Below are 26,736 nucleotides of genomic sequence, written 5' to 3' on the forward strand. Positions count from 1 at the left end.
TCACTGTTGGCCGGAGGCCGAGGGCCGCCAGTGACGTGCATCATGCCGGTACCCCCCGACACCACACACACCGACCCCGCTGCCGTCCGGGGTGGCGAGCTGGGCGAACTCCACTGTTCCGGCCGGCGTGTAGCGGGGTTCGCCACCGATGTCCACCGTCGCCCCGGTCGGCGCGACCACCACCGCGACCCCGGCTCCGCCGTTCTCGTCGACCCGCATGAACATCTCGACCAGACTGTCTCCACCCGCACTGTGCCCGGCGTAGCGCATCTGCCCGGCGTCGGCGCCGGCCGGGCCGGCGTACCAGACGTAGCTCCACCGGGTGAGCAGGCCGAACCGGAGCGGGACCAGCACGAGCGCCACCCGGTGTCCCGGCACGTCGCTGCCGTAGAGCAGCCGGATCCGGCTCCGGTCACCAATCTCCCAGAGCCCGTGCCGGTCGTGGAGCAGCACCTCCGGGCCGTCGGCGCCGATCCGCCCCCGCAGCGCCCAGCCAGGCCCGGTCGCCGACGAGGCTGCCCCGCGGCGCCGCCTCCGCCAACGCCGACGGCCCGGAGGCGATCGCGATACCGGGCGCCCAGCCGGGCGGTCGACGCGACGTCCGATCGCCGCCAGACGTACGGGTCGCCGTCGACCAGGCTCTTCATCATGAACAACGAAGTCCTGAACCACGAGATGACGAAGAACCAGCTTGACGGCAGGGTGGCCGTGGTCACCGGTGGGGGGCGCGGTATCGGCGCCGCCGTGGTGCTCCGGCTGGCCCGGGAGGGCGCCGACGTGGCGTTCACCTTCCAGCACGACAAACACCGCGCCGACGACGTCGTGGAGCAGGTCAGGGCCATGGGACGGCGGGCGCTGGCGATCCAGGCCGACAGTGCCGACCCGGCGGCGGTGGTGGCCGCGGTCGACCGGGTTGCCGACGAGTGGGGTCGGCTGGACATCCTGGTCAACAACGCCGGGGCATTCCTGCTCGGGCCGTTGGAGCAGCTCGGCCTGGCCGATTTCGAGCAGACCATGGCGGTCAACGTCCGGGCGCCGTTCGTCGCCGCGCAGGCCGCGGTCCGGCACATGTCGGCCGGCGGGCGGATCGTCAACATCGGCAGCAACATGGCCGAGCGGGCGGTCTTCCCGGGCTTCTCGCTGTACGCGACGAGCAAGACCGCGATGATCGGCCTGACCAAGGCACTCGGCCGGGAACTGGGCGGCCGGGCGATCACGGTCAACCTGGTGAACCCCGGCGCGACCGACACCGAGTTGAACCCGGCCGACGGCCCGAACGCGGAGACCATCAACGGCTTCACCGCGCTGGGACACTTCGCGGACCCGGCCGACGTCGCGGCCGTGGTGGCCTTCCTCGCCAGCCCGGACGGGCGTTACGTCACCGGGGCGACGGTCAACGTCGACGGCGGATTCACCATCTGACCCCGGCGCCGGGTTGTCCGGAAGGGTCCCTTCCTACCCAGGGAAGGGACCCTTCCGTCCACTCAGGCGGTGAGGGAGCGGAGCGGGATCGCCGCGCCGCGCAGGTCGCGGACGAGGTCGCGCAGGAACGGGTGTTCGTCGGCGGTGAGGCCGTCGGGGTTGGGGATGGTGAGGTAGGCGGAACCGTCGACCTCGGCGACCCGGACGTCACCGGTGTACCGGGCGACAACGGACCGGGTCCGGTTCAGTTCGGTGCTCGACACCTGGATGGTGATCGGGCGCCATTCCCCGCCCAGGTTCTCCGGGGTGGGCGCCGCCGCGGCGGCGGCCCGGGCCGGGTCGACCGTCGGCGCCGTCGAGCGGGCGTCCGGCGACGCGACCGTGGCGCCCGTCGGGGCGAGCAGGGCATTGGCCACCAGGTGCAGGCCGGACTCGTTGTACGCCCGGAACAGCGGGTTGAAGGCGAACAGCACCGCCCGTCCTGCTCCGGTCGGCTCGTCGACCAGCGCGGCCGTGCCCCTGAGCACGTCCGCGTGCACGGTGTAGCCGTTGAGCCAGAACCGCTGGTCGGCCGGGTACGTCAACACGTTCGTCCCGGTGCTGGACGGGCTGAGGATCGAGTCGCCGTTGTTGAACTCGAAGTCCTCGGCCGGCCGTCCGAGCCCGACCGGGCTGCGGCGGTCGACGTCGACCCGCAGGTGCGAGCCGATCACCTGGTAGCCGGTCGGCTTCGGCACCTCGACGGTGGAGGTGAGGCCGGCCGCCCGGGCCATCCGGGTGCCCTGGTTACGCAGCCCGAGGTAGGTGCCGCCGGCCGCCACCCAGGCTCGCAGGTTCGCCTGGCCGGTGGCGGTGAGCCCACCGGTGGGATTGCTGCCGTCCGGCACCAGCAGGACGTCGCGGCCGGTGAAGGCCGGGGTGTTGTCGTTGATGTCGGCGGTGCTGACCGGCGTGAGGTCGAGTCCCCAGCGCTCGCCGAGGACGTACCGGGCCTCGCCGTGCGAGCCGGAGGTGGTGGAGATGCCGGTGCCGGCGAAGAGGCCGACGTCGGGCCGACGCAGTACCGTGCCGGTGGGGCGGGACCGGCCGGCGGTCAGGGTGACGCCGAGGGATTCGGCGAGCCGGTCCCGGGCGCCGGTCAGCGCCGTCGTGGGCAGGGTGACGACGCCGGTCCGCTGGTCGCGGCGCAGTTCGACGCCCTGGTCGAGCAGCGCGAAGGTCAGTTCGGCCGCCGCGGCCGAGTCCAGCGGGTACGCGTACGAGCCGTGTCGTGGTGCGGCGGAGGCGCGGCCGCCCTCGATGTCCCGGACCCGGTGCGCCTTCGGGGCGAGCCTGTCACCGGTGTAGACGGTGTTGACGCCCATCAGCAGCGGGTTGCTCCAGGACGAGACGTCGTAGAAGTACGGGAACGGCACGTACGGGTCCTCGCCCATGACCGCCTGGATCCAGTGTTTCTGCGGCTGCTCCATCGGGATCCAGTACGCCCCCGCCGGCACGGTCAGGTTCTTCGCCGACCGCCCGCCGAAGATCTTCGCGTTCGGTACCTTGACCGGCTTGGTCAGCTCGTACACCTCGACGTCCATCCCGCGAAGCCGTTCGACCAGCCGTCGTACGTCGCCGAGCTGCCGGTCCGGCAGCAGGAAGTACGACCGGACGGTGACGTCCGGGACCGGGAACTGGACCTCGTTGGTCGGCTGGACGACCTCGTTCGGCTCCAGGGTGCCGGCCCGCCCCTGCGCGAGGGCGTCCTGCCAGATGTTGTAGTAGCCGGTGAGGACCTCCCGCTTGTTCGCGGCGGCCCAGCCGAGGGTGGCCCACTGGGTGTGGAACTGCTGCTGCACCCGGTCCGGTACCGCGGACGAGCTGCCCTTCTCGTACGTCATCCCGGCGGCGCCGAAGCCGGTGGTCGGCACCGTGTCGCCGTACCCCATGAAGAACAGGTCGTAGGTGTCGTAGTTGAAGTAGCACTCGCTGGTCACCGTGTCGGTGCAGGCGCCGTTGTAGCCGAAACCGGCGGCGTTGGCGGCACCGATCCGGTTGATCCAGTCGACCGCCTCGCCCGGGGTCTCGTGGTGGATCGGGTCGGCGTTCGGCGGGAAGAAGTACTCGTCGCCGCCCATCTCGTGGGCGTCGACGAAGACCTGGGCCGGGTACCGCCGGAGCAGTTCGACCTTGGCGTCGGTCTCCGGCTGGGTCCGGGCGAACCAGTCGCGGTTGAGGTCGAAGCCGTACTCGTTCTGCCGGCGGCTGGCGTCCCGGCCGTCCGGGTTCTGGGTCGGCACGATGATCGTGACCAGGTTGTCGGTGCGCTGGCGTACCTCGCAGGAGAGGCCGGCGGCCAGCTCGTAGAGGGTCTTCAGCGCGGCGTCGGCGCCGGACTTCTCGCCGCCGTGCACGTTGCCGGTGATCCAGACGATCGCCGGGCTGTCGGCGGCGGTCCGGGCCGCCGTCCGGGCCGAGGTACGCCGCGGGTCGCGCAGGTCCCGGATGTCGTCGGCGATCTTCCGCAGGTTGTCGCCGCGCAGGTGCCGGGAGTCCGAGACGATCGCGTACGGCATCGACTGGCCGAGCACGCTGTCGCCGAGGTTGCCGGTGACCACCCGGTCCGAGGCGGTGTCGACCGCCCGCAGGTAGGACCGGATCTCGTCGTCGGTGACCATCCGCTCCTGGCCGACGCCGAGCGGGAAGCCGAGGTACGCCTCCGGGCTCGGTACGCCGGCGAGTCGGGTGGTCGGGTCGGTGTCGCACCCCGGTCCGCCGTGCCGGGCGGTGGCGGCGGCGGTCGGGGTCGGGTCGGCCGGTCGGGCGGCGGCGGGAGTGGTCGGCAGCAGCGGCAGGGCGACCAGCAGCGCGGCCGCGGCGCCGCCCAGCCTCCGGCCGACGACCGACTTCGGGGGTTCTGTGGGGGTCGTCGGGGAGAACTTCGGAACTGTCATCTGAAGTTCAGGTCCCTTCTGGGGGATTGGGGGGAAAGTGGCTCGGAGCCTATGAGCAGCGATTTCATCCGGTCAAGATCCCAAAGCGGGCAGTCGCGCCGGGGTTGGTTACAAACCGGCCCAGCGGGCAAAACGCGATGGAAGCAGTCACCACCAACTCGACACCCCGTCACCACGCGGCACCCACCAGCCGGTCCCCGCCCCGGCAGATCTGGACTCGACGTGACAGTCAGGGAGCAACCGGACAGCCGCCCGTCGGTAGCCCGGCGGATGACCCCCTCGGCCCGCCGGCCGGGGGTCGCCCCACCCGACCGGTCGTCCGGCTGTGAAGATGCCGACCGTACGTGCGCCGGGCAGCGGCCTCCGCGTAGGCTCAGCGCTTGTCGTCGCCCGCGTCGGCGGCCGACTCGCCGGCCACGCAGGCGCGACACCGAGGTGTACAAGGCCCACAATGTCCGACATCGGCGCTGTCCTGGCGGTGCCGACCTCCCGACCGCGACGCAACGTAGCGCCGCCAAGCGCGAGCGGAGAACACAGGCGTGACGATTCCGTACCCGAGCACTCAACCCATGCCGGCGATCCCCGCGGTGACCCCGCCCTCCGGCGCCTCCCGCCCGCGACTGACCTTCCTCGGCACCGGTTACCTGGGCGCGACGTACGCGATCTGTTTCGCCGAGCTCGGCTACGAGGTGATCGGCTTCGACGTCGACGCCGAGAAGATCGCCAAGCTGGCCGGCGGTGAGGTCCCGTTCCACGAGCCCGGCCTGGACGAGCTGCTCAAGCGCAACCTGACCGCCGGCCGGCTGCGGTTCAGCACCGACATCGCCGAGACCGCCGAGTTCGGCGACGTGCACTTCATCTGCGTCGGCACCCCGCAGCGGGCCGACGGGATGGGTGCCGACCTGTCGTACGTCGAGGCGGCCGTCACCGGCCTCTCCCAGCACCTCACCCGCAAGGCGCTGATCGTCGGCAAGTCCACCGTGCCGGTCGGCACCGCCGAGTGGATCGAGCAGCTGGTCGGCAAGCACGCCGAGGCCGACCTCGGCGTCGAGGTCGCCTGGAGCCCCGAGTTCCTGCAGGAGGGCTTCGCGGTCGAGGACGTGCTCCGGCCCAACCGGATCGTGGTCGGGGTCAAGAGCGAGTGGGCCAACGGCATGCTCTACGCCGCCCACAAGGGCGTCTTCGACCTGGCCGCCACCGAGGACCGGGAGGTCCCGCTGGTGGTCACCGACTTCGCCACCGCCGAGCTGGTCAAGGTCGCCGCGAACGCCTTCCTGGCCACCAAGATCTCGTTCATCAACGCGATGGCCGAGGTCTGCGAGGTCGCCGGCGGCGACGTCACCCAGCTCGCCCGGGCGATCGGCTACGACCCCCGGATCGGCAACCGGTTCCTGCAGGCCGGCGTCGGCTTCGGCGGCGGCTGCCTGCCCAAGGACATCCGGGCGTTCCAGGCCCGGGCCCAGGAACTCGGCGCCGGCGAGGCGCTGCGCTTCCTGCACGAGGTCGACCTGATCAATCTGCGCCGCCGCAGCCGGGTGCTGCAGCTCGCCGCCGAACTGCTCGGCCGCCGCTACGGTCCGGCCGGCCCCGACCTCTCCGGCACCCGGATCGCCGTCCTCGGCGCCACCTTCAAGCCGAACTCCGACGACGTCCGGGACGCCCCCTCGCTCGCCGTCGCCGCCGCGCTGGCCAAGGCCGGTGCCGACGTGCACGTGTACGACCCGCAGGGCATGGAGAACGCCCGACGGGAGCGGCCCGAGCTGTCGTACGAGCCGAGCATGAACGACGCGGCGCGCGGTGCCGACCTGGTCTGCGTACTGACCGAGTGGGCCGACTTCCGCAACGCCGACCCGGTGGTCCTCGGTGACCTGGTCGCCGGCCGCCGGGTGGTGGACGGGCGCAACTGCCTCGACTCGACACTGTGGACCCAGGCGGGCTGGGACTACCGGGGCATGGGCCGGCCGTAAGGACCGCCGATCCGACGCCGCCCGGTCGCCCGGGAGGCCGACGGACATAAATTCGACTCCGACTTGCCGGCCGTGGACCCCGCGTGGTCCACGGCCGGACTCTTAGGATCTCCTCAGGCGGATTCACACGCGAACGGGGGCTGTTCAACGCCGGCCCGGCTTGGGCATGCTTCGGGGAGGGTCCGGGACGCGGCCTCGGCCGGGGCTGGAGGGGGTGCCGTGAGTACGTACCTGTGCTCCTCGTGTGGCCGGGAGTTCGAAGCGGCACCGCGATGTCCACAGTGTGGTGCCGAACAGGAACAGTGGTCCGAGGAGCTGGCCCGGATCGAACGCGCCATCGCGGACATGAAGATCCGCGAGTCGGCGATCGCCAAGGAGCAGAAGACGATCGCCTCCCAGATGCAGGCGGCGCTCTTCCAGCGCGACATCCTCACCCATGCCGCCCAGCAGCGGCGCAAGCAGAACGCCAAGCCGCGCCGGGTGTTGCGCCGGCGGGCCGACCGCCGCCCACCGACCGCCGCCCCCGGCGGCACCGCACCACCCCGGGTGCCCCGGCAGCCGACCAGCGGCACCGACCGGACCGTGCCGCCACCACCGCCACCGCCGCCGCCCGGGGCGGAACCGACCTGGGACCCGGGGCCCGGGAACCGGCCCGAGGCCTCGACCCGCGAGGTCCAGAACATCCTGCTCGGGCTCGGCGCTCTGGTGCTCGGGGTGGCCGCGGTGGTCTTCGCCGCCGTGGCGATCAGCTCGCTCGACGACTTCAGCCGGGTCGCGATCATGGTGCTGGCGACCGCGCTGACGCTGCTCGCCCCGCCCAGGATCGCCCGACGTGGCCTCACCGCCACCGCCGAGACCATCGCCGCCGTCGGCCTGCTGCTGGTCCCCCTGGTCGGGTACGCCCTCTGGACCGTCGACCGGTTCGGTGACAGCGGCCTGCCCGGTTCCCTCTTCGCCGGGTTGACCTTCCTGCTCACCGCCGGCATCGCCGCCGCGTACGCCCGGGCCACCGACCTCGCCGCCCCCCGGTACGCGGCGGTGCTCGCCGTCCAGCCGATCCTGCCGCTGGCCGCGTACGACTGGGTCGCCGGCCCGACCGGCTGGGTGGTGGTGCTGACCGCGGTCGCCCTCGGCAACCTCTATCTCAGCCAACTCTTCACCGAGGACGGACGGCTCACCGGCACCGCCCGTTTCCCGTTCGGCGGCGGCCGCTCCACCGACCTGCTGCACCCGACCGGCGACTTCGACCCGGCGGACCTGCCGGCCCGACGTCCGGCGAACCTGCCGCCACCGAGGGACCGACGGTCCGCCGCCACCGACCCGGCCGACGACCCCGACCTGGTCGACGACCCTGACGCGGACGACGACCCCGACCTGGTCGGCGACCCCGACCTGGACGACGGGGACGGAGACGGCCGGCCGGCCGGCGGAGCCGAGCGGCTGTCCGGCCGGGAACGGATCGGACCGCAGCGGGGTCCGGGCCGGCCCGAGACGGTCCCGGAGGAGGCCGACGCGGTACTTCGGCCGGACCTGACCGCCGCCACGCCGTCCGGCGGCCGGGGCGCCGGCCGGCCCACCCCGTGGGTACGGGAACTCGCCTGGACCCTGCACGGCGTGGCCCTCGCGGTGGCGCTCACCTTCGCCACCAGCGCACTGCTGACCGCCGACACCGTGCCGGCGGCGACCCGGGCCGGGACGGCGCTGCTGCTCGCCGCCGCGGCCGTACTGGTCGGTGCGCTGACCCTACGTCGGCCGCCGCTCCCGGCGGTCGGGGCGGCCGTGCTGACCCTGGCGGTGATCGGTGCCGCCGGCCGGATCGCCGCCGTCGCCCTGCCCGGCCAGGCGCTCGTCGTGATCGCCGCCGTCATCGTGGCCACCGGCGTCGGGGTACGGGCGGTGCCGGAGGCGGCCCGACGCGGACCGCAGCTCGCCTCGGCCGCCGCCCTGGTGGTGATCGGGATCGTGGTCGCCGGCGGGGCGCTGCGGGCCGCTCTCGCCCCGGTCCGGGCCGCGCTGCCGGTCTGGGCGGCCGACCTCGCCGCGTACCCGGCCGAACTGGCCGCCGGAGCCAGCGCCACCACCTGGCAGCTCGCCACCACCGCGCTCCTGCTCACCATCGCCGCCGTACTCGCCTCCCCGGCCGAGGTACGGCGCGAGTTCGCCGTCGTCGGGGCGGCGCTGACCGCGCTCGCCGCGCCCGCCTCGTACGGTCTGAACTGGATCGCCGCCCCGTGGCCGCCGGTGCTGGTCGCGATCGGCATCGGGGTGGCCGGGCTGACCGCGCAGACCCGCCGGTCCGCCGCCGTGCACGCCGGCGCCGCCGCCCTGGTCGGGCTCGCCGGCGCCGCCATGTCGGTGACCCGACCCGGCCTCACCGCCGCCGTGCTGTTCGCCCTCAGCGTCGCCGGGACGCTGGTCGCCGTCGCCCCCACCATCCGGACCGCGCCGCTGGGCCGCTCCGCCGGCCTGGTCGGCGACTGGGCCGCCGGCGGGGCCGCGTTCGCCTTCCCCGGTGCGGTGGCCGCGTTCGTCGCGGCGACGGTGCCGGTGGACCCGACCCCGACCACGCTCTCGGTCCGGCACGCCACCGAACCGGTCCTCGCCGCCAGCTTCCTCGCCGTCTGTGCGGTGCTCTGCTACGCGACGGTCACCCAGGTGGCACAGCGGCTGATCAGCCGGCCGCTGGCGGTCGGCACCCTGCTCGGCGCGCTCGCGGTCACCGCGGCGGCCTTCGGCGCCCCCGGCGCGACCCTCGCCGACGCCGCCGTGGGCGGACTGCTCCTGGTCAGCGCGGTGCTGCTGGTCCTCGCCCCGTCGATCGACGCGGGCCGGCGGGCCGACCGGCTGCTGGACGGGGCCGACATCGCCGCCGCCGCGGCGACCGCGGCGCTGGTCGGCACCCTCGCCCGGATCGCCGGCATCCTCGGTGACGGCGCCGAACTGGCCGCCGCCGCGTTTGTCGTCCTGGTGGTGGCCGCCGGTATCCGGGCCATGCCGGAGCAGTGGCGGCGCGGCCCGGTGCTCGGGATGGCGTTCTGCGGCGGGGTGATCGCGCTGATCGCCGGCTGGACCGCGCTCGCCGGTGGCCTGCAGGCGCTGGCCACTCCCGGCCGGCTCTGGGCGGCCAGCCTCGCCGACTGGCCGGTGGACGGCACCGGCACCGGCTGGCAGGCCCCGGTCGCGCTGGTGCTGCTCGCCGGGGCCGCCGCGATCGCGCTGCCCCGCCCCTGGGCGTACGACGTCGCCGCCGCCTGCGTCGGACTCGCCACCATCGGCACCCCGGCCGCGCTCGGCCTGCCCTGGTGGTCCCCGATCATCGTCGGCGGAGCGGTCGCCACCATCTACGGGATCAGCGCCGTCGTCGCCGCCGACCCCCGGGCCGGGCTGGCCCGGGCCACCGTCGCCGGCGTGGTCGCGCTGCACGCCGTGGGTGCCAGCCTGGTCCGGCCGTGGACGACTGCGGCCGCGCTCGGCATGATCGTGCTGATCGGGGTGGTCGTCGCCGCCCTCGCCCGGCTGGTCGGCGGCCTCGCCGGGCCGGCCGACGACACCGGGCCGCTGACCATGATGCCGCAGACCGCCCAGATCGGCGGGTTCGCCGGCGGCGGCGCGCTGCTCGCCCTCGCCGGGGCGCTGGCCTCGTTCTGCGCCGCCCTCGAACGACCCGCCGAGGTGGTGGTGCTGGCCGCCCTCGGTGGGGCGAGCCTCGGGGTCGCCGTGGCGGCGCTGGTCCGCCGTCAGGTCCCGCAGTACCTGCCGTACGCCACGGTCGGCATCGTCGGCGGCGCCACCTCGGCGTCCCTCGCGGCGCTCCTCACCCAGCTGCACTGGGGCGTCTACGCCGCCGCCGCCGTCCTGCTCGGGGTCCTCGCCGAACTGGTCCGGGCGGTCACCCCGGCACCGACGCCGCTGCGCGAACCGGCCCGGCGCTGGTCGGTGATGCTCGGCGGGGCACTGCGCCGGCTGCCCGAGCCGACCCCGACCGGCCGGTGGTCGGTCAGCCCGGCGGTCGGCGCGATGGTCGCCGCCGTACTGCCGACCACACTGGCCGTGGCGGCCCTCGCCCCGGCGCTGGTGGCGGCGTTGGTCGAGCCGTACGAGACCCTGCGGGACATCTGGGGCGGACCACCGGCCGGGCTGGCCGGACCGCAGGCCGGAGCCGGCAACGACGGCAACGTGCTGGCGGCGCTGCTGCTGACCATCTCGGCCGGACTCGCCGCCACCGGCTTCAGCGGCGGACGGCCGTCCCGGGCCGTCCCGGTGGTGCTGCCCGGTGCGGCGATCACCCTGCTGATCGCCCCGATCTCGCTCGGCATGGGCTGGCCGCACAGCACGTTGGCCGCGCTCGCCGTCTTCACCCTCGCGATGCTCGGCCTCGCCCTGACCCCGCCGCCGCCGGACGCCGAACTGGCCCGGTCGCTGCGGCTCACCCGGGTGCTGGTGTTTGGCATCGGGCTCGCCGCGGGTGGTGCCGGACTCGCCGGCGCCCTGGCCACCCGGGAACTGACCCTCTTCACCCTGGGCGCCGCGGTCGGGGTCGGCGCGGTCGCCGCGCTCGGCGGCCGGACCCAGTACGCCCGCATCCTCGGCTGGCTCTTCGCCTCGGTGATGGCGCAGACCTTCGTCTTCACCCTCGGTCTGGTCCTCGGGTTCGCCCCCGAGTGGTCCGCGTTCGGGGTGCTCGGTGTCGGCGCGGTCCTGGTGCTGGCCTCGTCGACGCTGCCCCGGCTGCGGCACCCGGAGGCGACCCGCGAGGCGACCACGGTGGAGTGGACCGGTCACGCGGCCGCGCTGCTCGCCGCCGCCCTGGCGTACGACTCGCCGCGGCACATCGCCGCGCTGCTGGCCGCCTGGGGTGCCGTGCTCGGGATGGCCGCGACCCGGCCCTACCGGAGTACCGCCGAACGCCGCACCCTCTTCTGGGCGGCGGTCGGCTGCGAGATCGTCGCCTGGTGGCTGCTGATGGCGTTGGCCGACGTCGCCCTGCCGGAGGCGTACACGCTGCCGTTCGCGGTGCTGGCGCTGCTGGTCGGGCTCCTCGAACTGCGGCACCGCGCCGATCTGAGCAGCTGGTACGCGTACGCGCCGGCGCTGGTGGCGGCGTTCCTGCCCACCCTGGTGATCCTGCTCGCCGGTGACGACAGCGCGCTGCGCCAGGTCCTGCTGCTGCTCGGCGGGGTGGCGACGCTGATCTTCGGCTCGTACCGGCAGCAGCAGGCACCGGTGATCATCGGCGCGGTGGTGACCGCGCTCGCCGCGCTGCGGGCGCTGTTCAGCTTCGGGCCGTGGCTGGTGCTGATCCCGGTCGGGCTGCTGCTGCTCGCCTTCGGGGCGAGCAACGAGAACCGGCGGCGCACCCAGGAGCGGCTGCGGGCGGTACGCGGCATGCGCTGACCGCCCCGCCAACGTCCACCCGCCGTCACGGCGGGCCGCTACCTCACAGGGTGGCGTGCAGGGCGGCTTCCTTCTGCGCGACAAGCTGCTCCAGCTCGGCCTGGTACGCCGCCATCCGGTCCCGCAGGGCGACATCCGTCGCGGCGAGGATCCGTACGGCGAGCAGGCCGGCGTTACGGCCGTTGCCGATCGAGACGGTGGCGACCGGGATGCCGGCCGGCATCTGCACGATCGACAGCAGCGAGTCCATCCCGTCCAGGTGCCCCAGCGGCACCGGTACGCCGATCACCGGCAGCGGGGTGACCGAGGCGACCATGCCGGGCAGGGCGGCGGCGCCACCGGCCCCGGCGATGATCACCTGGATGCCCCGGTCGGCGGCGGTCTGGCCGTACTCGATCATCTTGACCGGGGTGCGGTGCGCCGAGACGACCCGGACCTCGTAGCCGACGCCGAACTCGTCGAGCGCCTCGGCGGCCTTGCCCATGGTCGGCCAGTCCGAGTCGCTGCCCATGATCACACCGACCCGGGGCGTGCCCGCGCTCACTCGTGTCCCTCCCGCAGCCACCAGGCCGCCCGGGCGGCCCGCTCGCGTACCTTCTCCAGGTCGTCACCGAGCACCGTGACGTGCCCGATCTTCCGGCCGGGCCGGGTCTGCTTGCCGTACAGGTGGACCTTGACGCCCGGGTCCTCGGCGAAGAGGTGGTGCAACCGCTCGTCGATCGACATGCCGCCGTCCGGCCCGCCGAGCACGTTCGCCATCACCACCACCGGGGCGGTCAGCGCGGTGTCCCCCATCGGGTAGTCCAGGACCGCCCGCAGGTGCTGCTCGAACTGGGAGGTCCGGGCCCCCTCGATGGTCCAGTGCCCGGAGTTGTGCGGCCGCATCGCCAGCTCGTTCACCACCAGGGCCGGCTCACCGTCGGCGCCGGTCACCTCGAACAACTCGACCGCGAGCAGCCCGACCACGCCGAGCGAGGTGGCCAGGTCGATGCCGAGCTGCTGGGCGGCGACCGCCAGCTCCTCCGGCAGCCGGGGTGCCGGGGCGAGCACCTCGACACAGATCCCGTCCCGCTGCACCGTCTCCACCACCGGGTACGCCGCCACCTGCCCGAACGGCGAACGGGCCACCTGCACGGCCAGCTCCCGGCGCAGGACGACCCGCTCCTCGGCGATCAGCGGCGTCCCGGCGGCGCGCAGCGTGCCGACCAGCTCGGTCGCCTGCTCCGGGCCGGTGACGACCCAGACGCCGCGACCGTCGTAGCCGCCCCGGGCCGCCTTCAGGATCACCGGCCAGCCGAGTTCGTTACCGAATTCCACCAGGTCGTCCGGTTCGCTGACCGGACGCCAGCGCGGCACCGGGGCACCCAGCTCGGACAGCCGCTCCCGCATCACCTGCTTGTCCTGGGCGTGCAGCAGCGCGTCGGCCGGCGGGTAGACCGTCACCCCGGCCTCGGCGAGAACCCGGACGTGCTCGGTCGGCACGTGCTCGTGGTCGAAGGTGACCACCTCACAGCCGTCGGCGAAGTCCCGCAGCGCGGCGAGGTCGGTGTGCGAGCCGATCCGGACGTCGGCGGCGACCAGCGCGGCACCGTCGTCCGGGCTGAGCGCCAGGACACGGAGCGACTGGCCGAGGGCGATCGCGGCCTGGTGGGTCATCCGGGCCAGCTGGCCTCCGCCCACCATGCCGACAACGGGCAGACCCGTGCGGGAATCCATAGCGCCGGCAAGCCTAGCCGCTGGCCGGGCGGAGCTGCGACAGCAGGGCTTCGGGGTCGGTCACCGGCCGCTCGCAGACGAAACCCCGGCAGACGTACGCGGTCGACTCGCCGTCCCGCATCGGCCGGTCCGCCAGCAGCGGCACCCCGGGCTGGTCGGGCCGGCCCGCGATCACCACCGCCCCGGGCGGGGCGTGCCGGTGGGCGACCGCGAGCAGCGGATCCCCGGCCGGGTTGTTGGTGACCACCGCGATCTCGTACGGGCCGGAGAGCAACGCCTCTCCCGCGGCGGCGGCATAGCCGGTGAACCGGGCGTGCCGGGCGATGATCGGGGCGAGCGTGCCCAGGGCGGTCTCGGCCGCCTCCCGGTAGCGGGTCTGCCCGGTCAGTGCGGTGTACGTCACCAGCGCCGCGCAGAGCGCCGACAACCCGGACGGGGTGGCGTTGTCGGTCGGGTCCGCCGGCCGGCTGATCAGCTGCTCGGCGTCGTCGGCGGTGTCGTAGAAGCCACCCTTCCCGGTGCCGAACCGGGCCAGCGCGGTGTCCAGCAGCTCCCCGGCGAGCTTCAGCCAGCGGCCCTGACCGGTCAGTTGGTGTACGGCACAGAACGCCTCGGCCACCGCACCGTGGTCCTCCAGCACCCCAGCCGGTTCGCCGACCCGGCCGTCCCGGGAGACCCGACGCAGCCGCCCGTCGACGATGTGCCGGTCGGCCAGCACCTCGGCGATGCCGACCGCGGCGGCGGTGGTGACCGGGTCGGCGGTGAGGGTGGCGTACTCGACCAGGGCGGTGACCGCCAAACCGTTCCAGGCGGCGACGATCTTGTCGTCCCGGGCCGGCTGCGGCCGGCGGTCCCGGGCGGCGCGCAGCCGGGCCCGCACCCGGCGCCACCGTTCGCGCAGCTCGGGGTCGGCGTCGTCGATGTCCCGGGCCAGCCGCAGCACGCTGGTGCCGTGTTCAAAGGAGCCGGTCTCGGTGACCCCGAACAGGTCGGCGGCCCAGGCGCCGTCCTCCGGGCCGAGTACGTCGACAAGCTGCCCCGGGGTCCAGGCGTAGGTGGCGCCCTCCACCCCCTCGGTGTCCGCGTCCAACGCCGAGGCGAGACCACCGGCCGGGGTGCCGAGGTCGTCGAGGAGGAACGCGGCGGTCTCGGCCGCGACCCGGCCGGCCAGCTCGTCCCCGGTCAGCCGCCACAGCTGGGTGTAGACCCGGAGCAGCTGGGCGTTGTCGTAGAGCATCTTCTCGAAGTGCGGCACCGTCCAGTGCCCGTCCACGGAATAGCGGGCGAAGCCACCGGCCAGCTGGTCGTAGATGCCGCCCCGGGCCATCGCCTCGCAGGTGTGCCGGACGATCTCCAGGTCCCGGGCCGAGCCGGTCCGCTGGTGGTGCCGGAGCAGGAAGAGCAGGTTCATCTGTGGCGGGAACTTGGGCGCGCCGCCGAAGCCGCCGTTCGTCTCGTCGTACTCCCGGGCGAGTTGGTCGGCGGCGGCGTCGAGCAGGTCGGCGGTGAGCGGGCTGCTCGACCCGCCGATCGCCTGGGCTCCGCCGATCGCCTCGACCACCGCGGCGCCCTGACCGAGTACGTCCGCCCGCCGCTCGGTCCACGCCGTGGTGACCGACTGGAGCAACTGGAGGAAGTGCGGCTTCGGGAAGTACGTGCCGCAGAAGAACGGGGTGCCGTCCGGGGTGGCGAAGACCGTCATCGGCCAGCCGCCCTGCCCGGTCATCGCCTGGGTGGCGGTCATGTAGACGGCGTCGACGTCCGGCCGCTCCTCCCGGTCCACCTTGATCGACACGAAGTTGTCGTTGAGCAGCCGGGCGACCGTCTCGTCCTCGAACGACTCGTGCGCCATCACGTGGCACCAGTGGCAGGCGGCGTAACCGACCGAGATGAGCACCGGTACGTCCCGTCGGGCCGCCTCGGCGAACGCCTCCGGCGACCAGGGCCACCAGTCGACCGGGTTGTCCTTGTGCTGGAGCAGGTACGGGCTGGTCGCGTCGGCCAGTCGAGTCACCCGACCACCTTCGCACACCGAGCGCGCCGCTGTCCCCGACGGTCCCGGAACGGCTGACGCCCGCGCGAGCACGAGACCGTCCCACGAGCCAACTGATCTGACCGGTAACTGACATTGGCATCTATCACCCCAACCTGTGTTGTCGGAGCACCGAATGTCCGCAACTAAGCCCGCCAGCGCAGGCTCGAACTCGGCGCGGTGCGCGTGTGGCCCACTTCCTTCCAGCCAATAGCCATGATCCGTACGCGGCGGCTGATCAGGCAGTCCGATCCCGAGGCGCTGCACATCTCGCTGCCCACACACGGACGTCTGCACCTCGAATGGGACAACAGCTCCACCAGTTGCGACACCAACGATCTGCTGGTACTCGACACCGGTTGATGGGCCGGGGAATCCCGGGACAGGGCGCGGTGGCGACCTGCTCGCCGCGCTCCTGAAGCGGCTGAGCGACAACACCGGCTCGTACGGTCCGATGGACGGGCCACGGCTGGAGGTGGTCCTCGTCGACCTGGCGTCGGCGCTGTTCGCCCACGTACTCGACGCCGAACCGGCACTGCGACCGGATGCGCACCGCCGGACGCTGGTCCTGCGTATCCGGTCGTTCGTCCAGCACCACCTGGGCGATCCGCGGCTCACCCCCGGCAGCATCGCCGCCGCCCACCACATCTCCACCAGCTATCTGCACCGGCTGTTCCAGGAGGACGACGACCTCACGGTGTCGGCCTGGATCCGCCAGCAGCGGCTGGAACGCCCCCGGCGCGATTTGGCCGATCCGGTGTTCGGAACCGAGCCCGTGAGCCGGATCGCCGCACGCTGGGGCTTCACCCACGCGGCCACGTTCAGCCGGGCACTCCGCGACGCCTACGGTCTGCCGCCCCGCGACTACCGCGACGTGGCGGATACGGGTACAGCCGGCTGACAGCGGATCCCCCGGGTACGCGAAGTGCGGGTGGCCGCCCGACGGCCACCCGCACACCCATCAGCAACACCGACTAGCCGCAGTTGCCCCAACTGTACCGGGCGCCGTGCGCCCTGGACGCACCACTCGGGCTCCAGATGAAACCGTCGTACTGCACGCACTTGTCACGGGCCGGCCCCTGTACGGTCGCGTAGTACGAGAAGTTGTCGTCCTCCTCCCGCCAGTTGGACTCGCCCTGGATCAGGAGTCCCGCGACCATTCGCGATGACGTACCGAGGTAGGTCGACTTGAGCACGACGACGCAGTTGTACCCGGTGGCCGAGTTGTACATCAGGTACACGTCACCCCACTTGGATCCCGAAGGGGTCAACACGTTCCGGTGTCCGTCGGTGGTGTCGCTCCAGCTACCTCCGAAGTCACCCGCGCACGCCTGGAAGCGGGTGTACGGGTTCGCCGCCGCCTGCGCCGGTGCGCTGAACATCGCCATCAGCATCATCACCACCGCACCCAGAACGCCTAGCCGGCCGATGTACTTCTTCACGTTCCCTCCCCTGACCGTGATCGATGTCCCCGGACCGGAAACTCCACCCGGTCCGGCCTGACTCCAGGATCTCGGGGCACGACGGGTCTGTCGTTGGCGACGAGTGCACAGTGGCTTGACGATGCGTCCACGATCACCTTCCGAACTACGGTCGTGATGCAGCCGACGGCCAGGCGTCGCCCGTGGTGTTGGTGTGCGCGGCGATGGCGATGGCCACCAGGCGCTCGTTCTTGCCGAGATCCTTAGTGGCCCGCAGGGCGGCCTTGACCGTCTGTGCCCCACCGAGGGCAGACGTGCACGTAGACTCGGGGCCGCCTCTCCCATCTACTCGCCGCGGGCACCCAACATGTCCACGTGTGCCTCAGAGTCACCCTGGTGACTCTGAGGCACAACGCTCGACCGCGAACATGGCTCGCTCCGGGAGCCTCCGACCCGACCTGCCGGCTCAGCCGCCGAACACACGCTCGGCGTAGACCTTCATCGCGTCCCGGATGAAAACCGCCGTACCCTCACCGTGCCGGTCGTAGTTCGCCGTGAACCGCGGGTCCGCGACGTACATCTCGGCCAGGTTGAGGAAGTACTCCCGGTGCACCGGGTTGCCGGCCATCGTCAGCCACTCGTGGTGGCGCCGGGTGATCGCCTGGACCTCGTCGCCGTCCACCGGTGCGGCGGCGGCGTGGGCCCGACCGAAGTCGGCGGCGATGTCGAGCTGGCGTTGCATGAAATCCCGCTGCTCGGTCTTGCTCAGCGAACGCCACCAGCGGTCACCCTGCTGGTACGCCTCCCGGCCCCACCGCTGGGTGACCTCCTGCTCGTAGCGGGTGTGGTCGAATCCCTCGAACGCCTCATCAGCCATGATCTGTTCACCTCCCTCCAGCTTCCGCAGCGTGGTGCGTACCGACTCGATCTGCCGGCCGATCCGCTCCCGCTCCTGTTCGAGCAGGCGCAGATGGGTCCGGAGCGCCACGCCGCTGTCCCGCTCGCCGTCCAGCACACGGTTGATCTCGGCCAGGCCGAGACCCAGCTCCCGCAGCAGCGGGATGCGCTGCAGCCGCAGCAGCCCAACCTCGTCGTAGTACCGGTAGCCGTTGCGGCCGATCCGGCTCGGCGTCAGCAGCCCGACCTGGTCGTAGTGCCGCAGGGTTCGGCTGGTGGTGCCGGCCGACCGGGCCAGTTCCTGGATCGACCACTCCACCGTCCGCTCCCGATCTCGTCGTACGGGTCAACGGTAGAAGTTGACGCGGCGGCAGAGTCAAGCCGTTACCCGGGAGACGTACGTTCAGCGCCGCTCGTCGGCGGAGTCCGCATGTCGTACCAGCCGTCGGAGCGACCAGGCGAGGATCCTGGCCTGGTCGAGGTCGAGGTCGAGCGGATAGTCCTCGACCAGATCGGCCGCGCAGAGCCGCAGGTTGACCCCGACCAGCGGCACCGGCAGCGCATCCATCCGGAACAGGCTGGCGGTCGCGTGGACGATTCGGTCGCTGCCCCACGGCGGCACCTCGCCGGAGTAGTGGATGCCGTCCCGGTCCACCTCACACCAGAACGGATGTTCCGGCACCACCGGGCAGGCATTCGCGCTAGTCGGAAGCTCGTCGGGCATGGCCATCGGGGTTCCCTTCCACACGCTTCGGCCGACACCAACCTTCGACTGTCAGCAAGCAGTCGATCTCTATGAGCTATTTGGTCACCCATGAATCTGGCAAAACAAAAGAGCATGTGCAATATTCTCGGTGAGATCGGCACGATGATGATCGATGAGAAGGAGTTGTCATGCCAGAGTCAAGCCCTACCGTCCGTCGGCGTCGACTCGGCCTCATCCTTCGTGACCTGCGGTTGGCCGCACGCCTCACCGGCGACGAGGTTGGCCGGCGCGTTGAGCGGTCCGCGTCCTGGGTCAGCCGGGTCGAGAACGGCCGCGTTGGCTTACGAGTCCGCGACCTGCACGATCTGCTCGATGCCCTCGAGGTGACAAACCCGGAGACCCGCACCGAGTTGACCCAGCTTGCGCGGGAGAGCAAGCAGCGTGGCTGGTGGAACCGCTACGGCCAGACCATCACCGGTCCGTACGCCAGCTTCATCAGCTTCGAGCACGAAGCCTCCGACCTGCGCAGCTACGAGGGCATCGCGGTGAACGGCCTGCTCCAGACCGAGGAGTACGCCCGAGCCCTACTCGAACACGGGATCCCACGGGTGACGGGCGAAGATGCCGATCGGCGAATCGGCATCCGAATGCGGCGCCAACAGCGGCTGACGGCGCAGGATCCGCCGAGTGTGTGGATCATCCTTGAGCAGTCGGTCCTCCACCGGCCGTTCGGCGGTCCTTCGATCATGCGCCGGCAGCTCCAACACATGCTCGACCTGGCCCACGACCTCCTGCACGTCTCGATCCAGGTCCTGCCCTTCAACCAGGCGCTCTATGTCGGACTGATCGCCTCGTTCTGGATCATCTCGTTCCCGCCACCCGACCAGGACATCGTCTTCACAGAGGGAATGAATGGCATGATCATGGAAGAGGAAGCTGATGCCCAGGCCTACACCCTTGTCTTCGACGAGTTGCGTTCCGCCGCCCTCAGCAAGACCGACTCTCTGAAGCTGATCAGGGAAAGCATGGGCGAATATGATGGTTGAGACGGCATGCGCGGCCGACCGAAGAGGTTATGGCAATGGCACCTATGGACGAAACCTGGCGGGTCAGTACCCGCACGGGCAACAACGGCGCATGCGTCGAGGTGCGCCGCGTCGACCACCGGGTGGAGGTACGGGACAGCAAGGACCGCAACGGCCCGGTGATCGCCTTCCCCCCTGCCGCGTGGACCGGCTTTGTCACCGCTCTCGGCGCCAGCCCGACCGTCGGCGCCTGACACTCTTCGCGGGCGGCCACGAGCAAGCCTGACTCCGTCAAGCTGCTCAGGCGGCTCATGCCGACGTTGACTTAGCGGGAGGATCGCCATGGGGCCGTTGGACGCGACCTGGCGGGTCAGCACCCGCACCGGCACCCAGGGTCAGTGCGTCGAGACACGCCGCGTCGATCACCGCGTGGAGGTCCGCGACAGCAAGGACCGCGACGGACCGGTGATCACCTTCTCCCCTACCGCTTGGACCAACTTCATCAGCTCGGCCACCATCCTCGGCACCAACCCGAGATGAAAAAACGCGTCCTGCGACGGCCGCCGGCATAGTTGCCCCGTGTCCGGAGCCTTGTCATGGTCAAGCAGCCTTGACCTACTCGCCCACCTGTCCGCCGTCGACCTGCGGTCCTGTCGGGACGAGTCCGGGCTCGACGCGTTCCTGGTCACCCTGGGGGTGGCCGTTCTCGGCGAGCCGAAACCCGCCGAGTGCCTGCGGGTCGACTACGTGACCAACGAAGAGTCAGACCTGAGTCAGGGCATCGTACGCAATGCCTAGCTTGTTGTTTCGCACTGTCACCGCCTCATCCCCGATCTCATGTACGGCTGGGGCGCATGGTCGGTAACACCGATACCTGTTGCTGGTCAGCTGCGGGTGTCGGCCGGCCCGAGCAGCGTGAGGTGCGCGGACAGGGCGTTGAGGAAGTCGGGGGCGTCGAAGACCGCGCCGGCGGAAACAACGCCGGTTGCCCGGGTCCGGCCGGTGAGGATGCGGTCGACGGCTTCCACGGCGAGCGGCGCGCTGATGGCGTAGATGTCCTGACCGGTGGCGGCCACGCGGCGTTCCGTGTCGCCGGAGCGGACGAGGACGTCGATGACGAATGTCTGTGCGGAGCGGCCGCGCTCGTCGACGGCGGTCGGTGCCATGGGGTCGGGGGAGAACAGGTCCGAGGCCGCCTTGGCGGTCATGTAGGTGCGCACCTCCGGCACGGCCAGGTGGCTGGGGACGGTGACGACGTCGGCCATGGTGAACTCGCCGATGACGCTCTGCGGGCCGAGCGGTGCCGGGAAGGACCACTCCAGGGTCGGCAGCGCATCGTCGTGGTACTGCAACTGTCCGCCGGTGAAGCGGACCCGGCGGCCACCGCGCCGCTGCGACGAGACCACTCCCGAGGCGAGCGTGCCGGCGGTAGGGTGCCAGCTGCTCAGGCCGTAGGCGACGTGCACCTCGTCCGCGGCCGCCCAGTCGCCCATCGCGGCGGTGACCAGCAGGTCGCCGAGGCCGCCGTAGAAGGCCATCGCCGGGACCACCACGGTGCCGGCGGCGCGGGCGCGTTCGGCGAAGTGCGCGAACGTGTCGAGGTTCGCCTCGATCTCGGCCGCCACGTCGACGTACGGGACGCCGGCGCGCAGCGCCGCCTCGACCACCGGCCCGGCGGTCAAGGCGAACGGCCCGGCGGTGTTGATCACCGCGTCCGTCCCGTCCAGTGCCCGGTCGAGCGAGGCCGGATCGTCGACCGACGCCTGCCGCGCCTCGAGGTTCGGGTGCTCCTGCACCAGCGCCTGCAGCTTGTCCTGGTCGCGTCCGAGCAGGAGCGGGAGGTATCCGCGCTTCTGCAGTTCGGCGACCACAAACCGGGCGGTGTGCCCGTACGCGCCGTAGACCGCGACGTTCCGAATCGTTGCCATGTCCTGCTCCTCGGCGCGTGAAGTGATCCGCTGCTGTAGATCTTGGCCTCGTCGGCGTACCACTGCCAGTGTCCGGAACGACATGGCCCGTACAATTCCCGACATGACTGCTGTCCCGCGCTCCGTCGCCCTCGCCGCCACCGACGGGATGCTGCACTTCGAGTTGGCCCTGGCCTACGAGGTCTTCGGCTCAGCCCCGGACGCCGTGCAGGGCCCCTGGTACGACGTGAGCGTGTGCGGCACGCGGCCCGTGCGGGTCGGCAGGTTCCTGCTGGAGCCGGACTGCGGGCTCGACCAGTTGGCCCGCGCCGACACTGTGATCGTCCCCGCCCTGGCGGACGTCGACGAGGACCCGCCGAACGACATCGTCGAGGCGGTGCGCACGGCCCACGAGGCGGGCGCGCGGGTCGTCTCCCTCTGCACGGGAGTGTTCGTACTCGCCGCCGCAGGCCTGCTGGACGGGCTGCGCGCGACCACGCACTGGGCACACACCGAGCAACTGGCCGCGCGTTACCCCCGGGTGACGGTCGACCCGGACGTGCTCTACGTCGACAACGGCAGTGTGCTCACCTCCGCGGGCAAGGCCGCGGCGATGGACCTGTGCCTGCACCTGGTCCGCCGCGACCACGGCTCGGCGATCGCCAACATCGCCGCTCGCCGCTTGGTCGTGCCGCCGCACCGGGCCGGTGGTCAGGCGCAGTTCGTCACCACACCGGTGCCCGCCCAGGACGACCACCCCCTGGCCGACCTGCTCCCGTGGGTCATGCGGCGGCTGGACCAGCCGCTCACCGTGGAGGACCTGGCCCGCCAGGCGAACATGAGCTCGCGCCACTTGACCCGCCACTTCCACGCGATCACCGGCACCACCCCGCTGCAGTGGCTGCTGACCCAGCGGATCCGCCGCGCGCAGGAATTGCTCGAGACCACCGACGGCAGCATCGACACCATTGCCACGGCCGCTGGCATGGGCACCGCGACAACGCTCCGCCGCCACTTCCACCGCACGATCGGCGTGCCGCCGGACAGTTACCGCCAGACGTTCCGGGGGTGAGGCTGCACTTCTCACCCTGACGGCACTCGGGTCAATAGCCGACGGGCCACCCGCCTTGCGGGCCGACCCGGGCTCGTCCCAGGCCGGAATCACCGGGTGGTGGGCAGGTCCGGAATCACCGGGTGGCGGGCAGGTACTGGCAGAGCTTCCGGGGAAAGTCCGGCCGCACCGCCAGAACATCCCCGCACCCGTGGCCCTGGGTCCGTACCACGATCCGCCAGCCGTTCGACTCCCAGTGCAGGAAGTAGCGGTGCACCGAGGGCGGCGCCTCGCAGCCGGGCCGGCCGCCCGCCCCGCACGCCGCACTGTTCGTGTCGAGGGTCAGTACCAGCCAGCTGCCGTCGCACCGTTCCGTGTTCCGGGCGCTGTTGCGGGGGACGTCCATCCCCTGGACCGCGGCGGTGATCCAGACCGGATCGCAGTGGTCGGCTGGAGGCGTACAGCCGACGGTGGGGTCGCAGCGGCGGTAGCCGTCGGCCTGCCGCGCCCATGTCTCCTGGTTGAGCACCACCAGCCGGTCGCCGATCGGCTTCGGTGCGCGCAGTCGTACCTGCCGGGTCGTCCGGGTCGGACAGCCACCCACCATCCCGGACCGCGCCGAGTCGACGGCCACGTCCGCGTAGATCCGGTCGGGCTGCCCGTCCGGACCCGGCTCCTCGGTGTAGTTCGTGATCCGTGGGTTCCGGGCGCACTCCGGATGCCCGGCGGGCAGGTCGACGTCGAGCAGCAGGGTGCGCCGGTCGGGACCGGGGCGTACCCGGGTCACGTCGGCCTGGTACGTGCTCCACGTCGGTGCGGCCGCCGCCGTCGGTGGCGGCGTCACCTCGCCCCGGCTGCCACCCGCCCGGGCCAACGCGCGGCTGCCGAGGTCGGACGCGAGCGTCGGGTCGCCGTCCGTCGTCCCGTCCCCGACCACGAGTACGGCCAGCAGATAGTCCCCGGCGTGGCCCAGGTAGTACGCGTCGGACGCCTCCCCGGCCCGGTAGTCACGCAGCACCAGCAGGCCCGCGTTGTCCACCGCCAGCACCTTCCAGCTCTCGGCGGGACCGGACCGGGCACACCGGGTCAGCTCGTCACGCAGCCGGGTCAGCGCCGGCCCGGCCCCACCCGGGTACCGCGCGACGTACTCGTAGACGTGGTACCGGCCGACGGCGGCGTTGATGGTCCGCTCGCCGGTCGGCGCTGCTGCCGCCGGCGGGTCGGTCGACGTGGTGGGGGTCGGCGGGTCGGTCGACGCGACAGGGGTCGGCGGCTCGCAGGGCAGGGGCGGCAGGGGATGTTCGGCGCCCGGTCCGCCGTCCGCGATCCGGGCTCCGTCCCCGAGGTCGGCCCCGGTCAGCATGACCTCGTCGGGGATCACCGTCTCGTCCGCATCGGACGGGTTGAACCCGGCGCAGCTGGAGACCAGAACCACCGCCGTCAGGAGCGCTCCCACCACCACACCCGTCTTGCGCATCCGGACAGTCTGGCGGCGTGTTCCCGGTGGCACGTGAGTCGAAGTACTCAGCCCGGGCAGCCCTGATTCACGAGGCGCCGTCGGCGCGCAGCGGCAGGATCCGGGCCTGGGCCGAGTCGAGCAGTGACCGGAGCACCGCGACGATCTTGTCCGACGGCATCGGCCGGAAGAAGTGGTAGCCCTGGGCCGCGGTGCAGCCCAGCTCGGCGAGAGCGGCCCGCTGGTCGGCGGTCTCCACCCCCTCCGCCACCACCCGCAGGCCCAGGTAGCGGGCCAGGTCGACGGTGGTCCGGACGATCGCCGCCGCCTCCGGCGACTCGGCCATCTTCATCACGAACGACCTGTCGACCTTGAGTTCGTCGACCGAGATCCGGGTCAGGAAGGCGAGCGACGAGAAGCCGGTGCCGAAGTCGTCGACCGCGAGCTGCACGCCCATCTGGCGCAACGCGGAGAGCACCTCGTCGATGACCTCCAGCTCGCTCATCACCACCGTCTCGGTGATCTCCAGGACCAGCCGGTGCGGGGGCACCTGGTGCCGGCGCAGCGACTCGGCCACCTCGGCCGGCAGCCGGGGATCGAGCAGGCTACGGGCCGAGAGGTTGATCGAGATCGGTACGTCGAGCCCGTGCCGCGCCCAGTCCGCCGCGACCGCCAGCGCCTTGTCGACGACGTACCGGGTGAAGGAGCCGAGCAGTTCGCTGCCCTCGATGGCCCGGACGAACTCGGCCGGGTTGAGCCGACCCCGGCGGGGATGCCGCCACCGGATCAGCGCCTCGACCCCGGTCGGTTCGCCGGTGGCGAGGTCGACGGCGGGTTGCAGGGCCAGGACGAGCTGGTCGTCGACGCCGAGTGCCTCGCGCAGTTCGGCGAGGAGGGCGAGTTTGTCGGTGCTGGCCGCGTCCCGCGTGCTGTCGTACGACGCCACGCTGCCGCCGCCCTCCTTCGCCTGGTACATCGCGATGTCGGCCCGGCGCAGCAGCTCGGTCATGTCGGCGGTACCCGCACCCGCGACGACCACCCCGACCGAGACCTCGACCGACATCCTGACCCCGGCGACCTCGATCGGGGCGGCAAGCTGTTCGACGATCTCCCGGGCCCGGCGCAGCACCTGCGGGGTCGGGGACCGGTCGCCCCCGGTCGCTCCGGTCAACACCGTCGGCGACGGGATCAGCAGGGCGAACTCGTCACCGCCGAGGCGGCCGAGCAGTTCGCCGGGCCGGGTCAGCGCCTCCAGCCGTTCCGCCGTCACCTGCAGCAGTTCGTCGCCGGCCGCGTGCCCGAGGGTGTCGTTGACCTCCTTGAAGTGGTTGATGTCGAGCAGCAGCAGCGCCACCGGGTGGTCGTGGGCCAGTTGGTGCAGGGCCAGGTCGCCCCGGCTCAGCACCGCCGCCCGGTTGGCCAGGTTGGTCACCGGGTCGTGCACCGCCTCGTACGACGACCGGGCGGTCACGATCCGCAGTTCCTGGTGGGTGACCGCGTCGTGCAACGCGGCCGCCAGCGCGTCACCGAAGGTGGAGAGGGCGTCCTGCTCCCGGCGGGCCGGCGGGCCCGAGCGGGGGAACCGTACCCGCAGTTCGCCGACCTGGATCGTCCCGACCACCAGCGAACGGGCCAGTTCCTGGTCGCACCGGGCGACCGGCGCCTCCGGGTCGCCGACCGCGCCGGCCGCCGAATCCCGTCGTCGGGCCGCCGGGTCGAGCTGCCCGGTGGTGGTCTGGCGGTCACCGTCGGCCCCGGTCGGCTCCCACCGCGGCGGAACGACCCAGCCGGCCTGCCGGCAGGGCTCCGGCCACTCCCCCTCGGACAGTTCACGGTGGACCACCGCCGTCCCGGGCTCGCCCGCGTAGCGGCGCCACCGGCCGTCGGCGCGCCGGACGTCCACCTCGACCCGGTCCGCGCCGAAGATCTCCAGCGGGCCGGTCACCCCGGCGGTCGCCACGGCGTGCTCGTCGAGCTGGTTGAGCACGCCGGTGGCCTCGGCGAGTGCCCGCCAGGTGCGCCGCTCGTCGTCGGCCCGGAGGTGCTGGCTGTACAGCTGCTGCAGGAGCCAGAGCACGCCCGGTAGCAGCAGCAGCCAGCGCGGGTCGTGTTCGGTGACCGCCACGACGGCGAGTCCGATCAGGATGTTGCCGACGAACATCAGCAGTTTGCCGCGCAGGGCGCGCAGCAGTACCGGCCCGGGACGGCACCCGTGCCGCAGGGCGAGGGTGAGCGCGGCGAACCCGGCGGTCACCAGCAGGTAGGTCAGTGCGCCGACGGCCAGGGTTCCGGCGAGTGGGGGCGTCAGGCCGGCGCCGAAGGGGGTGGCCAGCGCCGTGGTGACCACGGTGGCGAGGGCGACCGCGACGGAGAGCGAGGCGCTGGTGTGCAGGACGTCGAGAACGGATCGGCGGTCCGCGACGATCGACAGCAGGGTCCAGGCCACGGCCACCCCGACCAGGGTGGCGGCCGGCATCCACCCCGGCGGTACGAGATAGAGACCGATGATCAGGGCCGCCTCGCCCCAGGAGACGTTGACGACTCCGTTGGCAACCCGGAACCGGAGCCGGAACAGCTGCGCCGTGCCCAGCACGGCGGCGGCGACGCCGAACCGGGCCAGCGGGGTGAGCGGGTCGTCGGCCGGCAGGGCGGTGGGAAGGACCAGGCCGGTCACGGCGGCGCCGATCGCGACGGTCAGGACGGCGAGGCTGAACACGAGCCGGCGTCGGGGAGCCGGGGCGATGCCGGCGAGGACCTGCCCACCCCGCCGAGCGGTGGTCACGGATCCCCGCCGTTCGCGGTACGT

The 26,736-nt window shown here is 72.3% G+C and carries 21 protein-coding genes; 10 read left to right on the top strand and 11 right to left on the bottom strand.

The features are described from left to right. Positions 1–453: a hypothetical protein gene (locus ABGB05_RS01260; RefSeq protein WP_347651206.1), complete on the bottom strand. Its 453-nt coding sequence runs from the start codon at positions 451–453 to the stop codon at positions 1–3. A gap of 195 nt (positions 454–648) precedes the next feature. On the opposite strand from ABGB05_RS01260, the gene ABGB05_RS01265 reads away from it, so the two are divergent. Next, positions 649–1,422: an SDR family oxidoreductase gene (locus ABGB05_RS01265; protein WP_347651207.1), complete on the top strand. Its 774-nt coding sequence runs from the start codon at positions 649–651 to the stop codon at positions 1,420–1,422. A gap of 62 nt (positions 1,423–1,484) precedes the next feature. Here the strand turns inward: ABGB05_RS01265 and ABGB05_RS01270 are convergent, their stop codons facing one another. Next, on the bottom strand, positions 1,485–4,358 hold the full coding sequence (locus tag ABGB05_RS01270) for a M14 family zinc carboxypeptidase (RefSeq protein WP_347651208.1): 2,874 nt from the start codon (positions 4,356–4,358) through the stop codon (positions 1,485–1,487). Positions 4,359–4,897: 539 nt separating this feature from the next. Between ABGB05_RS01270 and ABGB05_RS01275 the strand changes: the two genes are divergently transcribed. Continuing rightward, positions 4,898–6,325, top strand: coding sequence for a UDP-glucose/GDP-mannose dehydrogenase family protein (locus ABGB05_RS01275; RefSeq protein WP_347651209.1), 1,428 nt, complete (start codon positions 4,898–4,900; stop codon positions 6,323–6,325). Positions 6,326–6,544: 219 nt separating this feature from the next. Then, a complete protein-coding gene (locus ABGB05_RS01280; RefSeq protein WP_347651210.1) occupies positions 6,545–11,719 on the top strand; it encodes a zinc ribbon domain-containing protein in 5,175 nt (1,724 codons plus the stop codon). A gap of 43 nt (positions 11,720–11,762) precedes the next feature. Here ABGB05_RS01280 and purE read toward each other — a convergent pair whose 3' ends face one another. From purE to ABGB05_RS01295, 3 genes are read right to left on the bottom strand one after another with little or no spacing between them, the layout of a single operon-like run. Continuing rightward, positions 11,763–12,263, bottom strand: coding sequence for a 5-(carboxyamino)imidazole ribonucleotide mutase (purE, locus tag ABGB05_RS01285; protein ID WP_347651211.1), 501 nt, complete (start codon positions 12,261–12,263; stop codon positions 11,763–11,765). Then, on the bottom strand, positions 12,260–13,435 hold the full coding sequence (locus ABGB05_RS01290; protein ID WP_347651212.1) for a 5-(carboxyamino)imidazole ribonucleotide synthase: 1,176 nt from the start codon (positions 13,433–13,435) through the stop codon (positions 12,260–12,262). The genes purE and ABGB05_RS01290 overlap by 4 nt, the downstream gene beginning before the upstream one ends. 13 nt (positions 13,436–13,448) lie before the next feature. Then, positions 13,449–15,449 (bottom strand): thioredoxin domain-containing protein, encoded by a 2,001-nt coding sequence (locus ABGB05_RS01295; protein WP_347651213.1) that lies wholly within the window; start codon positions 15,447–15,449, stop codon positions 13,449–13,451. Between the two features lie 234 nt (positions 15,450–15,683). On the opposite strand from ABGB05_RS01295, the gene ABGB05_RS01300 reads away from it, so the two are divergent. Together ABGB05_RS01300 and ABGB05_RS01305 are read left to right on the top strand one after the other, a co-directional pair. Further along, complete coding sequence (locus tag ABGB05_RS01300; RefSeq protein ID WP_347651214.1) at positions 15,684–15,830, top strand: hypothetical protein; 147 nt, start codon at positions 15,684–15,686, stop codon at positions 15,828–15,830. Between the two features lie 91 nt (positions 15,831–15,921). Next, a complete protein-coding gene (locus tag ABGB05_RS01305) occupies positions 15,922–16,368 on the top strand; it encodes a helix-turn-helix transcriptional regulator (protein ID WP_347651215.1) in 447 nt (148 codons plus the stop codon). A gap of 73 nt (positions 16,369–16,441) precedes the next feature. On the opposite strand, the gene ABGB05_RS01310 is transcribed toward ABGB05_RS01305, so the two are convergent. The 3 genes from ABGB05_RS01310 to ABGB05_RS01320 form a co-directional block, all read right to left on the bottom strand. Next, positions 16,442–16,909, bottom strand: coding sequence for a hypothetical protein (locus ABGB05_RS01310; protein ID WP_347651216.1), 468 nt, complete (start codon positions 16,907–16,909; stop codon positions 16,442–16,444). Between the two features lie 445 nt (positions 16,910–17,354). Beyond that, complete coding sequence (locus tag ABGB05_RS01315; RefSeq protein ID WP_347651218.1) at positions 17,355–18,104, bottom strand: MerR family transcriptional regulator; 750 nt, start codon at positions 18,102–18,104, stop codon at positions 17,355–17,357. Between the two features lie 84 nt (positions 18,105–18,188). After that, the gene (locus ABGB05_RS01320) at positions 18,189–18,515 is read right to left on the bottom strand and encodes a hypothetical protein (RefSeq protein ID WP_347651219.1); all 327 of its coding nucleotides are present in this window, start codon (positions 18,513–18,515) and stop codon (positions 18,189–18,191) included. Positions 18,516–18,679: 164 nt separating this feature from the next. On the opposite strand from ABGB05_RS01320, the gene ABGB05_RS01325 reads away from it, so the two are divergent. The 4 genes from ABGB05_RS01325 (at position 18,680) to ABGB05_RS01340 (ending at position 20,314) form a co-directional block, all read left to right on the top strand. Continuing rightward, positions 18,680–19,537: a helix-turn-helix transcriptional regulator gene (locus ABGB05_RS01325; RefSeq protein WP_347651220.1), complete on the top strand. Its 858-nt coding sequence runs from the start codon at positions 18,680–18,682 to the stop codon at positions 19,535–19,537. Positions 19,538–19,572: 35 nt separating this feature from the next. Then, complete coding sequence (locus ABGB05_RS01330; protein WP_347651221.1) at positions 19,573–19,770, top strand: DUF397 domain-containing protein; 198 nt, start codon at positions 19,573–19,575, stop codon at positions 19,768–19,770. 88 nt (positions 19,771–19,858) lie between these two features. Next, positions 19,859–20,056, top strand: a complete 198-nt coding sequence (locus ABGB05_RS01335; RefSeq protein WP_347651223.1) for a DUF397 domain-containing protein — start codon at positions 19,859–19,861, stop codon at positions 20,054–20,056. A gap of 39 nt (positions 20,057–20,095) precedes the next feature. Then, positions 20,096–20,314 (top strand): hypothetical protein, encoded by a 219-nt coding sequence (locus tag ABGB05_RS01340; RefSeq protein WP_347651224.1) that lies wholly within the window; start codon positions 20,096–20,098, stop codon positions 20,312–20,314. An 86-nt stretch (positions 20,315–20,400) separates the two neighbouring features. Here ABGB05_RS01340 and ABGB05_RS01345 read toward each other — a convergent pair whose 3' ends face one another. Further along, the gene (locus ABGB05_RS01345; protein ID WP_347651225.1) at positions 20,401–21,444 is read right to left on the bottom strand and encodes a saccharopine dehydrogenase NADP-binding domain-containing protein; all 1,044 of its coding nucleotides are present in this window, start codon (positions 21,442–21,444) and stop codon (positions 20,401–20,403) included. 103 nt (positions 21,445–21,547) lie between these two features. On the opposite strand from ABGB05_RS01345, the gene ABGB05_RS01350 reads away from it, so the two are divergent. Further along, positions 21,548–22,495: a helix-turn-helix domain-containing protein gene (locus tag ABGB05_RS01350; RefSeq protein WP_347651226.1), complete on the top strand. Its 948-nt coding sequence runs from the start codon at positions 21,548–21,550 to the stop codon at positions 22,493–22,495. Between the two features lie 115 nt (positions 22,496–22,610). Here ABGB05_RS01350 and ABGB05_RS01355 read toward each other — a convergent pair whose 3' ends face one another. After that, positions 22,611–23,951 (bottom strand): hypothetical protein, encoded by a 1,341-nt coding sequence (locus ABGB05_RS01355; protein ID WP_347651227.1) that lies wholly within the window; start codon positions 23,949–23,951, stop codon positions 22,611–22,613. Positions 23,952–24,018: 67 nt separating this feature from the next. Next, on the bottom strand, positions 24,019–26,712 hold the full coding sequence (locus tag ABGB05_RS01360) for an EAL domain-containing protein (protein WP_347651228.1): 2,694 nt from the start codon (positions 26,710–26,712) through the stop codon (positions 24,019–24,021). Positions 26,713–26,736 lie beyond the last annotated feature (24 nt).

This window comes from Plantactinospora sp. B5E13, assembly GCF_039871775.1.
In the GTDB taxonomy this organism is placed as follows: domain Bacteria; phylum Actinomycetota; class Actinomycetes; order Mycobacteriales; family Micromonosporaceae; genus Plantactinospora.